Genomic DNA, 12,917 nt, shown 5'->3' with positions numbered 1-12,917 from the left:
GCCCGGGCCCGCGAAGCCGGGGCGGGCCCGGGCGAAGGCATCCCGGCCGGCGGCCGGCGGATGGATGGTTCCGAACGAGGGGGCTGTGGCACCGTGGCGGCCGCCGGATCGGCATCATTGCGCCAAGCGGGTGGCCGTGGCGTATTCACCGGCGGGCCCGGTGGCCCAGCCGACGCCGCGGGGTGCTGAACGACTCCGCGAATCGAACCGCGGTTGCTCACACCCCCGGTATAACCGTTCGGAACCAGTCCGGAAACCACGAATTTGCACCGATGGGCTTTACGCTGGCCAATCGCCGGGCAAATTCAGGCCGCCGTCAGTCCGGGGCAACCCGCCGTTTGCCGAATTCGTGTGATCAGCCGAAGAAGGCGGCGGCGTCGTCGTAGCGGCTTTCGGGCACCAGCTTGAGCTGGCGCACCGCGTCGGCCAGCGCCACGCGACCGATGTCCTGCCCCCGCAGCGACACCATCTGGCCGTATTCCCCCGCGTGTGCGGCGTCGGCCGCGTTGACGCCGAACCGGGTGGCCAGTACCCGGTCGTAGGCGGTGGGGGTCCCGCCGCGCTGGACATGGCCCAGCACGGTCACCCGGACGTCCTTGTTGATTCGCTTTTCCACTTCGGCGCCCAGCTGGGCGGCGACACCGGTGAACTTTTCGTGGCCGAACTCGTCAAGCCCGCCCTCGCGCAACGAGATCGAGCCCGCGACGGGTTTCGCGCCCTCGGCGACCACACAGATGAAGTGCGAATCCCCGCGCTGGAAACGGCGTTTGACCAGCCGGCACACCTCCTCGATGTCGAAGGGCTGCTCGGGAATCAGTGTCATGTGCGCGCCGGAGGCTAGACCGGCATTGAGCGCGATCCAGCCGGCGTGCCGGCCCATCACCTCCACCAGCATGACCCGCTGGTGGGACTCGGCCGTGCTGTGCAACCGGTCGATGGCCTCGGTGGCCACCGTCAGCGCGGTGTCATGGCCGAAAGTGACGTCGGTGCAATCGATGTCGTTGTCGATGGTCTTCGGCACCCCGACGACGGGAACGTTTTCCTCGGACAGCCAATGCGCGGCCGTCAGGGTGCCTTCCCCTCCGATCGGGATGAGCACGTCGATGCCGTTGTCGTCCAGTGTCTGCTTGATCTGGTCCAGCCCGGCGCGCAGCTTGTCCGGATGCACGCGGGCCGTCCCGAGCATGGTGCCGCCCTTGGCCAACAGCCGGTCGTTGCGGTCATCGTTCTGCAGTTGTATGCGCCGGTTTTCCAGCAACCCGCGCCACCCGTCCTGGAAGCCGACCACCGAGGAGCCATACCGCGCGTCGCAGGTGCGTACCACCGCCCGAATGACGGCGTTCAGCCCTGGGCAGTCGCCGCCTCCGGTGAGAACTCCGATCCGCATGCCCTTATCTTGCCCTGCGGCCGAGCTAGATGGCGCGAGCAGACGCAGAATCGCACCGAAGTGCCGCAAGCGATGCGATTTTGCGTCTGCTCGGCGCAAGCGGGCGGTACCCCTAGCTCGGCGCGAGCGGGCGGTACCCCAGCTCGGCGCTAGATCGCGCTCGGCAGCGGGCCGCGGGCGGTCTCGTAGGCGGCACCCACCCGGTAGAGGCGGTCGTCGGCCAGCGCCGGCGCCATGATCTGCAGACCGACCGGCAGGCCGTCGTCCGGCGACAGCCCCGCGGGCACCGACATGCCGCAGTGGCCGGCCAGGTTCAGCGGCAGCGTGCACAGGTCGAACAGGTACATCGCGAGTGGGTCGTCGACCTTCTCGCCCAAGGGGAAGGCGGTGGTCGGAGTCGCGGGCGAGACGACCACGTCGACGGACTCGTACGCCCTGTCGAGATCGCGGGCGATCAGGGTGCGTACCTTCTGCGCCTGGTTGTAATACGCATCGTAGTAACCGGCCGACAGCGCGTAGGTGCCGATCATGATGCGCCGCTTGACTTCCGGCCCGAATCCCGCGGCCCGGGTCAGCGCCATGACTTCCTCGGCGCTGTGCGTGCCGTCGTCGCCGACGCGCAGGCCGTACCGCATGGCGTCGAAGCGGGCCAGGTTGCTCGACACCTCCGACGGCAAGATCAGGTAGTAGGCGGCGAGCGCGTATTCGAAGTGCGGGCAGTCGACTTCGCTCACCTCGGCGCCCAGTTCGGTCAGCCGCCCGACGGCGGCCTCGAACGAGGCCAGCACTCCGGGCTGATAGCCCTCGCCGCGCAGCTGCTTCACGACCCCGACGCGCACGCCCTTGAGGTCACCGGCCGCGCCGGCTTTGGCGGCGGCGACGACGTCGGGCACCGCCGCGTCGACGGACGTCGAGTCGCGGGTGTCGTGCCCGGCGATCACCTGATGCAGCAGCGCGGTGTCCAGCACGGTCCGCGCGCACGGACCGCCCTGATCCAACGACGACGCGCAGGCCACCAGCCCGTAGCGCGACACGGTGCCGTAGGTCGGTTTGACACCGACCGTCGCGGTCAGTGCGGCCGGCTGCCGGATCGAGCCGCCAGTATCGGATCCGATGGCCAGCGGCGCCTGGAAGGCGGCCAGCGCCGCCGCGCTGCCGCCGCCGGAACCGCCGGGCACCCGGTCGAGGTCCCACGGGTTACGGGTGGGCCCGTAGGCGGAGTTCTCCGTCGACGAGCCCATCGCGAACTCGTCCATGTTGGTCTTGCCCAGGATCGGGATGCCCGCGGCGCGCAGCCGCGTGGTGACGGTGGCGTCGTAGGGCGAACGCCAGCCTTCGAGGATCTTGGAGCCGCAGGTGGTGGGCATGTCGACGGTGGTGAACACGTCCTTGAGCGCCAGCGGCACCCCGGCGAGCGGCGACGGCAGCCGCTCCCCCGCGGCGACCGCCTCGTCGACGACGGCCGCCGCCCCCAGCGCCTCGTCGGCGGCCACGTGCAGGAAGGCGTGATACCGCTCGTCGGTCGCCGCGATCTGGTCCAGGCACGCGCGGGTGACCTCGACGGACGACAGCTCCTTGGCGGCGATCCGGGCGGCCAGGCTCGCGGCGTCGGACCGGATGATCTCGTTCACTCGCTGTCCCCCAGGATCTGCGGCACCGCGAAGCGGCCATCGGCGGCCGCGGGCGCCTCGGCCAGCGCTTCGGCCTGGGTAAGGCAGGGGGTCGGCTCGTCCGGGCGGGTGACGTTCACGTCCTTGAGGGGGTTGTCGGTCGCTTCGACGCCGGTGACGTCGACGGCCCGCACCTGGCTGACGTGGGTCAGGATGGCGTCGAGCTGGCCGGCGAAGCTGTCCAGCTCGGCATCGGTCAACGCCAGCCGGGACAGCCGGGCCAGGTGCGCCACCTCGTCGCGGGAGATCTGAGACACGACACGAAAGCCTAGCCGCGGGCCTGCGGGCGGGTTCAGGCCCGCCGGTTATCCGCAGAAATGCAGTCCCCGCATCGCTGTGCAACAGTGTTGGCCGTGCCGTCCTATCTGTTGCGCATCGAGCTGGTCGACCGCCCGGGCAGCCTGGGGTCGCTGGCCGTGGCGCTCGGTTCGGTGGGCGCCGACATTCTGTCGCTGGACGTGGTGGAGCGCAGCTCGGGGTATGCGATCGACGACCTGGTCATCGAGCTGCCACTGGGAGCGATGCCGGACACGCTGATCACGGCCGCGGAGTCGCTTCCCGGTGTCCGGGTGGACAGCGTGCGCCCGCACACCGGGCTGTTGGAAGCGCATCGCGAATTGGAGCTGCTCGACCACGTCGCCGCCGCCGCCGACAAGCCGTCCCGGCTTCAGGTCCTGGCCAACGAGGCGCCCCGGGTGCTGCGTGTCAGCTGGTGCACCGTGCTGCGCAGTGCGGCCGGTGAGCTGCAGCGCCTGGCCTCCAGCCGCGGTGCGCCGGAGACGCGGGCGGATTCCGCCCCGTGGCTGCCGATCGAGCGGGCCGCGGCGCTGGACAGCACCGGCGACTGGGTGCCCCAGGCGTGGCGCGACATGGACACCACGATGGTCGCCGCCCCGCTGGGCGATCCGCACACGGCGGTGGTGCTGGGCCGCCCGGGCCCGGAATTCCGGCCCTCGGAGGTGGCGCGGCTGGGCTATCTGGCCGGGATCGTGGCCACGATGCTGCGTTAGGGCCGGCTAAGCGGGCACCCGGTCCAGCAGGCTGTTGTAGATGGCGATGATCTTCTCGGTTTGCACGGATTGCCGACCGCTGTCGCGGTGTTGGGCGGCGACGTCGGACATCTCCCGCAATCTGTCGCGGTCCGCGGCGAGCACACGAATCGCCGCCGCCAGCGCGGACGGGGACGGGTCGGCGGCGAGGATGCCCCCGCCTTCGGGAACGGTTTCGCTCAGCGCGGGGTCGCAGTAGATGACGGGCGACGACATCGCCACCGCCTCCAGCAGGACGAGCCCCTGGGTGTCGAAATCGTAAGAGGTGAACAGCAGGGCATCGCTCGATCCCATCGCGACCAAACAGGCTTCGCGGTCGACCCGACCGTGCAGGCGGACTCGTTGCGAAAGTCCGGCGGAGCGGATGAGTTTCCTCATCGCCGCCTCCAGGTGACCCTGGCCATAGATGTCGAGCGTGCAGTTGTCGACTTGCGCAACGGCCTCGATCGCTTCGAGGGCCCGCTTCTCCGACGAGAGGCGCCCACACCAGACGAGTCGCAACGGCTTGTCGTCAGACGAGGCGGCAACCACGGCCGTCCGGGCCCGGTCGACGACGTCATCGTCAAAACCGTTGGAAATCGCCGAGATTGGACGGGTAACCCCGCGCCTGACCAGCGAACGGGCGAAATGCCTCGTCGGTGTGATCTGGTGGTCCACGGCTTGCGCATTCGCCACCATGAACTGCCACGCCAGTCGCGAAGCCGCACTTTCCTTTTCGGGCGTCAGGTGAAATTTCTGTGCGAGATAGCGTTTCTGCACCTGGCTGACCAATATCGCCAGGAACAGCGGGGCGGGGGTGGCTTGCTCGAAGTACGTGTCGTAGCGGGTGTGCTTGGTCTGAACCACCGGAATGCCATGCCGGCGAGCGGCTTCCGCGCCGGCTATCGCCACCCCCAGGTCACCCTGAGTGTGCACGATGTCAATGGGCCCTCGGCTGTCGAACGCCTCGTCGACGATCGCGCGATTCGTCTTGGAAGGCCATACGAGAACAAAGTCCTCATGCCTGCCAAGTTTGCGCATGATCGCGTCGACGACGGGTACCGGCTTCAATTCGACGACGCAGGGGTCGGGGTCGACCGCGCCGGGCATCGGTGCCGTGAAGACCGTGACCCGGTGCCCGCACTGCTCGAGCGCACGACGCTGAGTGGCCACCGAAACTTGCGTCCCTCCGAGGCCGGCGGGGTGAAGATCGGTGAAGAGTGCGACATGCATGGATAACCTCACGAAAACCGAGTCGGGTGACGGTTGCCCATCGGATGTGGTCGGCAACCTGCGATCGCCCCGCCCGCTCTGCACGAGGGAGGCCAAGCGGCCGTCGGACGCATCCTACTGTCTGCCGCGACGCCACCCGCAGGGTGTGGCGCCGGGATCATGACGCCGGCGCTGGATCAGTGCGGCTGCGAGTTCGATCCCGCCAGCACCGCATGGTCGTCGTCGTCCCAGAGCAGCAGCTGCCGGACGGCCGGCCGCGGACCGTAGGGCCGCAACATCGTGCTCGCCGGACGCGGGCGCACCCGCTGCGGCCACCAGAACCACCGCCCGAGGATTTTCGCGACGGAGGGTGTCATGAACGAGCGCACGATCAGCGTGTCGAACAGCAAACCGAGACCGATCGTCGTGCCGATCTGACCGAGAACCTGAAAACCGCTGAACACGAACGCACACATGGTGACGGCGAAGACGATGCCCGCCGAGGTGACCACCGATCCCGAGCCCGCCATCGCGCGGATGATTCCGGTGTTCACCCCGGCGTGGATTTCTTCCTTGAACCGCGAGATCAAGAGCAGGTTGTAGTCGGATCCGACCGCCAGCAGCAGGATCACGGCAAGCGCAAGCACGACCCAATACAGCTGGATGCCGAACAGGTACTGCCACACCAGAACCGACAACCCGAACGAGGCGCCCAGCGACAGGGCGACGGTGCCCACGATGACAAGCGCGGCGATCAGGCTGCGCGTGATGATCATCATGATCAGCAGGATGAGGCTCAGCGCGGCGAACGCCACGATCATCAGGTCGTATTTGGCACCGTCCTGTATGTCCTTGTACGTCGAGGCGGTTCCACCGAGGTAGATCCCCGCCCCCGCCATGGGCGTGCCTTTCAGCGCCTCGCGCGCGGCCTTCGCCATCGGATCGATGTGCGAAATGCCCTCGGGCGTCGCGGGATCGCCTTCATGGGTGACGATCATCCGGGCGGCCTTGCCGTCGGGCGACAGGAACAGCTTCAGCCCGCGCTTGAAGTCGGGGTTGTTGAAGACGTCGGGCGGCAGGTAGAAAGTGTCGTCGTTCTTGGCGGCGTCGAACGCCCGCCCCAACGCCGTCGCATTGTCGATCGCGGCCGCGGTCTGCGCGTAAATGCCCGACAGCGTGGCGTAATTGGCCAACGTCAGATCGCGGTTGGTCTGCTGGCTGTCGATTTGCGGAGGTATGAGCGCCACCAGTTTCGGCTGCAGCGCGTCGAGTTTGTCGAGCGAAGCGGTGAGCCCTTCGAACTTTTCCGTGAGCTGATCGATGCCGTCGAGCGCGTCGAAGAGTGACCGGAAAGCGAAGCAGGCGGGAATGTCGAAGCAATGCCTTTCCCAGTAGAAGTAGCTGCGGACCGGCCGGAAGAAGTCGTCGAAGTTGGCGACCTTGTCGCGCAGATCCTGAATGGTGCCGAGGGTGTCGTGGAAGCTTTGCGTCTCGTCGTGGGTGGTGGTGGCCAGCTGCTGCTGCAAGACGTACTGCTGCCTCAGGATGTTGATCGTCTTGTTCAATTCGTTGGCCTGCTTGAGGGCATCGTCGGCCCGATCTCGTTGATAGGTCAGGTTTTCCTGCTGCGCCGCGCTGGAATTGCTGACCACGAACGCGAGCGAGCTGTGGACCAGCGGGGTGCCCAGGGGACGGGTGATGGTCTGCACCTGCGCGACGCCGGGAACGTGAAATACCGCCTTGGCCACCTTGTCCAGGATGAGCATGCTTTCCGGGTTGCGCATGTCGTGATCGGTTTCGACCATGAGCAACTCGGGCTCCAGCCGGGCCCGCGAGAAATGGCGCTCGGCCGCGGTGTAACCGACGTTGGCCGGCGCGCTGGCGGGCATGTAGGGCCGGGTGTCATAACTGGTCTTGTATCCGGGCAAGGCGATCAGACCCACCAGGGCCAGCGCGCAGGCCGCGGCGAGAACGGCCCCTGGCCAGCGCACGATGGCGGTGCCGATCCGCCGCCAGCCGCGGGTTCTGACCGCCCGCTTGGGGTCGAAGATGCCCACCCTGGCGCCCAGGGTGAGGATCGCGGGCCCCAGGGTGAGCGCGGCGCACAGCGCGACGAGGATGCCCAGCGCGGCCGGAATACCCAAACTCTGGAAGTAGGGCAGCCGGGTGAAGCTCAGACAGGCGACCGCGCCGGCCACGGTCAGCCCGGAACCCAGCACGATGTGCGTCGTGCCGTGATACATGGTGTAGAAAGCTCTTTCGCGATCTTCACCGGTCCCGCGCGCTTCCTGGTAGCGGCCCACGAAGAAAATCGCGTAGTCGGTGCCCGCGGCAATCACCAACAGCGTCAACAGGTTCGTCGCATACGTCGACAACCCGATGACCCCGGCGTTGCCGAGAAACGCGACCAGGCCCCGCGCGGCCGACATCTCGATCAGGACCGTGGCGAGCACCAGCAGCGTGGTGAGCACCGACCGGTAGACGAAGAACAGCATCAGGGCGATCACGCCGATGGTGATCGCGGTGACCTTCGCGGTGCCCTTGCTGCCGACGTCGAACTGGTCGGAGATCAGTGGCGCCGCGCCGGTCACGTAGGCCCTGACGCCGGGCGGCGGCTTCATGCGCTCGACGATGTCGCGCAGCGCCCCGACGCCCTCGTTCGCCAACGCCGAACCCTGATTGCCGGCGAGGTTCACCTGTACGTAGGCGGCCTTGCCGTCGCTGCTCTGCGACCCCGCCGCGGTCAGGGTGTCGCCCCAGTAGTCCTGGACATGCTCGACGTGCTTCTTGTCCTGCTCGAGCCTGCGGATCATCTCGTCGTAGAAACGGTGCGCGTCCGCGCCGAGCGGCTTGTCGCCCTCCAGCACGATCATGGCCGAGCTGTCGGTGTCGAACTCTCCGAACTTCTCACCGATGCGCTTGATGGCCTTGAGTGACGGCGCGTCGGGCGAGTTCAGCGCCACATTGTGCGTCTTGCCGACCTCTTCCAACTGCGGCACCGCGATGTTGGTGATCGCGGCCAGAGCCACCCAGAACAGCAGGATGGGCAATGCAAGCCGGCGGATGGCGCGCGGGACGAAAGCCCGCGACCGTTCGTGGTTGCTCATCGGGGATTCATCCAGACTTGTCCAGGCAGAAGGTATAGGCGTCGGCCTTGTCGACGGTGCGTTGGTCTTTCACTTCCCCGTTGACGGTGATGCGGCAGCCGAGGCTGTCGCCGTTGCCCTGCGCGACGACGTTGCCGATGACGGCGGGCTCTGTCGTGGTGATCGTGAACGACCACGGCAACGGGGCGTCCTTGACTTGCTGCGGCTGGGCGTTGACATCAAGGTAGTTGATGGTCGCGGTCGCGCCCGGCCGGCCAAAGACCTCGAGCACCACGTGTTTGGGGTTGAACGGGACGATCTCGTTGGCCAGGCCGCTGTCGGAGAAGGTGTTGCTCTGGGAGCCGAAGATTCCGTGCAGGCGATAGATGGCGAATCCGGCGAGCACGACGACCAGCGCCGCAACGATCACCATCCACCCGCGTTTGACGACGGCTGCCAACGAAATCCCCTTCACCCGTTCGCCTTTCGATCGTCGGGCGACACCATCACCCCCGAATCGACGGCGACTGCCGGCGGGACGGGCGTGATCGACAGGTATGACAGTACGGTACGGGACCGTACTGTACAAGAGACGCGCGCGTACACATTCCGTCCCGGCGGATCAGCCCGGCGTTACGCGGTGGTTCTGGTCAAACCCGGGATGAGGAACCCGTCGACGAGCGCTTGCACGGTGCGGCGGGTGGGTGGCCGGCCGGGGATGATGGACCGGAAGATGAGGTACCCGGGCAGCAGGTCCCAGAGTTCGTCGGTGACGACGTCCTCGCTGATCTCTCCGCGGTCGACGGCCTGGCGCAGCACATGCTGGATCAGCGCCTTGCGCTGCTTGAGGAATTGCTCCTGCAAAGCGTCGTTGAGCGCCGGGTGCCGCGACACCTCGACCATCACCGCGCGAATGGTGCTGGCGTGCTCGGCGCCGTGCTGACCGCACGTCTCCCCCAGGCTCAACAGGTCGCCTCGCAAAGTGCCGGTGTTCGGCGGAAGCGCGACCTGGCGGACGCCTTCGATGAAGGCCGCCAGCACCAGTTCGGCCTTCGAGGGCCACCGCCGGTACACCGTGGCCTTGCTGGCGTGGGCGGCGCCGGCCACGGCTTCGACGGTCAGCTGGTCATAGCCGTGTTCTTGCAACAGCCGCAGGGTCACCGCCAGTATCTCGGCCTCCCGGGGCGACCACGGCGACGCCTGCGTGCACTCCTCGGCCGTCTGAGTCATAACGACCACGATAGAGCGGCTTGGACTGCGCGCCCCAATTTCGGGCGAGCCCGTGAGCGCCTAGTGCGCCGGAGTGTCCGACGGGCCCTCGGCCAACAGCTTCCGGAAACCGTCCTCGTCGAGGACCGGAACTCCGAGCTCGACCGCCTTGTCGTACTTGGAGCCCGGGGCGTCGCCGGCGACGACGTAGTCGGTCTTCTTCGACACCGAGCCCGCGGCCTTCCCCCCGCGCGCGATGATCGCCTCCTTGGCGTCGTCGCGGGAAAAGCCGGCCAGCGAACCGGTGACGACGACCGTCAGCCCTTCCAGGGTGCGGGGCACGCTGGCATCGCGCTCGTCGGCCATCCGCACCCCCGCCGCGCGCCACTTGTCGACGATGGCGCGGTGCCAGTCGACGGTGAACCACTCGGTGAGCGCGGCGGCGATCGTCGGTCCGACGCCCTCGACCGCGGCCAAGCGTTCGGTCGACGCCGCCATGATGGCGTCCAGGCTGCCGAATTCGGTGGCCAGGGCGCGCGCGGCGGTCGGTCCGACATGCCGGATCGACAGCGCCACCAGCACCCGCCACAGCGCGACCGTCTTGGCCTTGTCCAGGTTGTCGAGCAACCGCCTGCCGTTGGCGGACAACGTGCCGGCCTTGGTCCGGAAGAGGTCGGTGCGCAACAGGTCGTCCTCGGTGAGGGTGAACAGGTCGCCCTCGTCGGCGATCACGCCGGCCTTCAGCAGCGCGGTGGCCGCCTCGTAGCCGAGCCCTTCGATGTCGAGCGCCCCGCGACCGGCGACGTGGAAGACGCGCTCTCGCAGCTGCGCCGGGCAGGACCGGGCATTGGGACAGCGGATGTCCGCGTCGCCCTCCTTGGCGGGGGCCAGCGTGGTGCCGCACTCGGGACACGTTGTGGGCATGACGAATTCGCGTTCCGAGCCGTCGCGCAGGTCGACGACGGGACCCAGCACCTCCGGGATCACGTCGCCGGCCTTGCGGATCATCACGGTGTCACCGATCAGCACGCCCTTGCGCTTGACCTCGGCGGCGTTGTGCAGCGTGGCCAGCCCGACGGTCGATCCGGCCACCTTCACCGGCGTCATGAACGCGAACGGCGTGACGCGCCCGGTGCGCCCGACGTTGACCCGGATATCGAGCAACTTGGTCTGCGCTTCCTGCGGCGGGTACTTGTACGCGACCGCCCACCGGGGCGCCCGCGAGGTGGTGCCCAGCCGGCGCTGCAGCGCGAAGTCGTCGACTTTGACCACCACGCCGTCGATTTCGTGATCGATCTCGTAGCGGTGCTCGCCCCAGTACCCGATCCGGTCCTCCACGGCGGTGAGGCCACGCACGCGCGCGGTCTGGTCGGCCACCGGCAGTCCCCAGGCTTTCAGCGCCGTGTAGGCGTCGTGCAACGACGCGGGCGCGAACCCGTCGGTGCGGCCGATGCCGTGGCAGATCATCCGCAGCTTGCGCCGCGCGGTGACCGCCGGATTCTTCTGGCGCAGCGAACCGGCAGCGCTGTTGCGCGGATTGGCGAACGGCGCCTTGCCGTCCTCGACCAGGCTGGCGTTGAGGGTCTCGAAGTCGGCGAGCATGAAGAACACCTCGCCCCGCACCTCGAGCACGGCGGGAATCGGCAAATCGGCAGCGGGAGTGAGGCGCTCGGGCACGTCGTCGATGGTGCGCGCGTTGAGCGTCACGTCCTCGCCGACGCGGCCGTCGCCGCGGGTGGCGGCCCGTTCCAGCCGGCCGTCGCGGTAGACCAGCGACAACGCCACCCCGTCGATCTTGAGTTCGCACAGGTAGTAGGGGTCGCGACCGACCTCGTTCTCGACACGGTTGTTCCAGGCGACCAGCTCGTCGCGGTCGAACACGTCGTCGAGGCTCAGCATCCGCTCGAGGTGCTCGGCCTCGGTGAAGTCGGTGGCAAACCCCGCCCCGCCGACCAGCTGCGTCGGCGAATCCGGAACGCGCAGTTCCGGGTAGCGGTCTTCCAGCGCGAGGAGGTCGTTGAACATCGTGTCGAATTCGGCGTCGGAGACGATCGGCGCGTCCTTGACGTAGTAGCGGAACTGGTGCTCGCGGACTTCGTCCGCCAGTTCCTGCCACTGCCGCCGGACCTCGGGCGACACCGGATCAGCTTCTGCTGAGCTCACCCTCGCAGGCTATCGGAGGACGCCGACACCACGCCGGGGCGTAGCTAGATGGCGTCGGGGTCCTCGGCGAACGCCTCGGCCGTCTTGCGGGCGAGCTCGATCGCGGTGCGCGCCCATTCGGGGGTCGCACCGGCCAGGCCACAGGCCGGGGTGACGCCGATGCGGTCGCGCAGCGCCGAACGCCCGAAGCCGAGGCGATCCGTCACCGCAACCAGCGCGCCGGCCGCCTCCCCGACGGAAGGGCGCCGCTGAGGTGCGCTGCCGGGCACCACGCCCAGCATGACGGCGCGGCCCGATTCGACGAACGCGGCGACACCGTCGAGATCCGCCGCGGCAAGGGTGCTCGCGTCAACCGATACCGCACTAAATCTGCTGTCCTGCAACATCTTCCACGGCAGATCCGGGGCGCAACTGTGCACCAGGACATCCCCGCCGACCGTGGCGACACAGGCGTCGAGCAGGGCGACGGCCACGGCCTCGTCGATCGGTGCCACCGGGCTCAGGGCGGTCACCCCGGTCAGTCGTCCGCCCAATGCCAGCGGCAGCGACGGCTCGTCGAACTGCACCACCACCGGGGTCTGCAGCCGGCGCTCCAACGCCGCCCGGTGGGCGGCCACGCCTTCGGCCAACGAGGCCGCCAGATCGCGCACGGCGCCGGAGTCGGTGATGGCCCGATGGCCGTTGGCCAGCTCGAGCCCGGCCGCCAGCGTGACCGGCCCGGCGGCCTGCACCTTGACCGCGCGGTCGCCACCGCGCAGGCCCGCGACCTCCCAGGCCTCCTCCAGCGCGTCCATGTCCTCGTCCAGCAGGCTAACGGCGCGGCGGGTGACCGCGCCGGGCCGGGCGGCGACGCGATAGCCCCGGGGCACGGTGTCGATGGCCACATCGACCAACAGCGCGCCGGCCCGGCCGAGCATGTCGGCGCCCACGCCCCGGGCAGGCAGCTCGACGATGTGGGCCAGCGCGCCGGCCAACTCCCCGACGACGACCTCGGCCGCCTCCCGCGCCTTGATGCCGGGCCACGAGCCGACGCCGCTGGCCCTCGCGAAAACATTCACCGGCCAAACCGTATTCGACGGTGCCTGACCCGGTGCTGGCCAGGGGTGTCAGCCGCGCGAGCGCACGGGTAAGTTCGGCGCAAGAAGGGTGCGAAACGTGTCGC

10 protein-coding genes are annotated in these 12,917 nt (G+C 68.4%); 1 reads left to right on the top strand and 9 read right to left on the bottom strand.

The genetic code is table 11. The annotated features are described in order from the left end of the window. Positions 1–355: 355 nt before the first annotated feature. From BST44_RS15015 to gatC, 3 genes are all read right to left on the bottom strand, one after another. Entirely contained in the window at positions 356–1,387 is a 1,032-nt protein-coding gene (locus BST44_RS15015) for an ATP-dependent 6-phosphofructokinase (RefSeq protein WP_007171308.1), read from the bottom strand. Between the two features lie 149 nt (positions 1,388–1,536). Further along, positions 1,537–3,018, bottom strand: coding sequence for an Asp-tRNA(Asn)/Glu-tRNA(Gln) amidotransferase subunit GatA (gene gatA, locus BST44_RS15010; protein WP_083177893.1), 1,482 nt, complete (start codon positions 3,016–3,018; stop codon positions 1,537–1,539). Continuing rightward, positions 3,015–3,314, bottom strand: coding sequence for an Asp-tRNA(Asn)/Glu-tRNA(Gln) amidotransferase subunit GatC (gatC, locus tag BST44_RS15005; RefSeq protein WP_083177892.1), 300 nt, complete (start codon positions 3,312–3,314; stop codon positions 3,015–3,017). Before gatC ends, gatA begins: the two co-directional genes overlap by 4 nt. Positions 3,315–3,410: 96 nt before the next feature. Here gatC and BST44_RS15000 point away from each other — a divergent pair, with 96 nt between their 5' ends. Beyond that, positions 3,411–4,067: an ACT domain-containing protein gene (locus BST44_RS15000; RefSeq protein WP_142274504.1), complete on the top strand. Its 657-nt coding sequence runs from the start codon at positions 3,411–3,413 to the stop codon at positions 4,065–4,067. A 6-nt stretch (positions 4,068–4,073) separates the two neighbouring features. Here the strand turns inward: BST44_RS15000 and BST44_RS14995 are convergent, their stop codons facing one another. The 6 genes from BST44_RS14995 to BST44_RS14970 all read right to left on the bottom strand — a co-directional run bounded on the left by BST44_RS14995 (position 4,074) and on the right by BST44_RS14970 (position 12,813). Next, a complete protein-coding gene (locus tag BST44_RS14995; RefSeq protein ID WP_083177890.1) occupies positions 4,074–5,318 on the bottom strand; it encodes a glycosyltransferase in 1,245 nt (414 codons plus the stop codon). A 176-nt stretch (positions 5,319–5,494) separates the two neighbouring features. Beyond that, complete coding sequence (locus BST44_RS14990; protein WP_083177889.1) at positions 5,495–8,404, bottom strand: MMPL/RND family transporter; 2,910 nt, start codon at positions 8,402–8,404, stop codon at positions 5,495–5,497. Positions 8,405–8,411: 7 nt separating this feature from the next. Continuing rightward, positions 8,412–8,858, bottom strand: a complete 447-nt coding sequence (locus BST44_RS14985; protein ID WP_208619800.1) for an MmpS family transport accessory protein — start codon at positions 8,856–8,858, stop codon at positions 8,412–8,414. A 158-nt stretch (positions 8,859–9,016) separates the two neighbouring features. Next, the gene (locus tag BST44_RS14980) at positions 9,017–9,613 is read right to left on the bottom strand and encodes a TetR/AcrR family transcriptional regulator (RefSeq protein WP_065470824.1); all 597 of its coding nucleotides are present in this window, start codon (positions 9,611–9,613) and stop codon (positions 9,017–9,019) included. A gap of 60 nt (positions 9,614–9,673) precedes the next feature. Continuing rightward, positions 9,674–11,755, bottom strand: a complete 2,082-nt coding sequence (gene ligA, locus BST44_RS14975; protein ID WP_083177888.1) for an NAD-dependent DNA ligase LigA — start codon at positions 11,753–11,755, stop codon at positions 9,674–9,676. A 44-nt stretch (positions 11,756–11,799) separates the two neighbouring features. Further along, entirely contained in the window at positions 11,800–12,813 is a 1,014-nt protein-coding gene (locus BST44_RS14970; RefSeq protein ID WP_083177887.1) for a uroporphyrinogen decarboxylase/cobalamine-independent methonine synthase family protein, read from the bottom strand. Between the last annotated feature and the right edge of the window lie 104 nt (positions 12,814–12,917).

It is taken from the genome of Mycobacterium scrofulaceum (assembly GCF_002086735.1).
Taxonomy (GTDB): Bacteria; Actinomycetota; Actinomycetes; order Mycobacteriales; family Mycobacteriaceae; genus Mycobacterium; species Mycobacterium scrofulaceum.
Note: the sequence above shows the minus strand (reverse complement) of the source record. Positions and strands in the feature narration are given on the sequence as shown.

What these genes read in the sequence shown, in the direction of transcription:
- BST44_RS14980 (WP_065470824.1), bottom strand. Translation starts at nt 9,613, where the DNA reads ATGACTCAGACGGCCGAGGAGTGCACGCAGGCGTCGCCGTGGTCGCCC.
- BST44_RS14990 (WP_083177889.1), bottom strand. Translation starts at nt 8,404, where the DNA reads ATGAGCAACCACGAACGGTCGCGGGCTTTCGTCCCGCGCGCCATCCGC.
- BST44_RS15015 (WP_007171308.1), bottom strand. Translation starts at nt 1,387, where the DNA reads ATGCGGATCGGAGTTCTCACCGGAGGCGGCGACTGCCCAGGGCTGAAC.
- BST44_RS14995 (WP_083177890.1), bottom strand. Translation starts at nt 5,318, where the DNA reads ATGCATGTCGCACTCTTCACCGATCTTCACCCCGCCGGCCTCGGAGGG.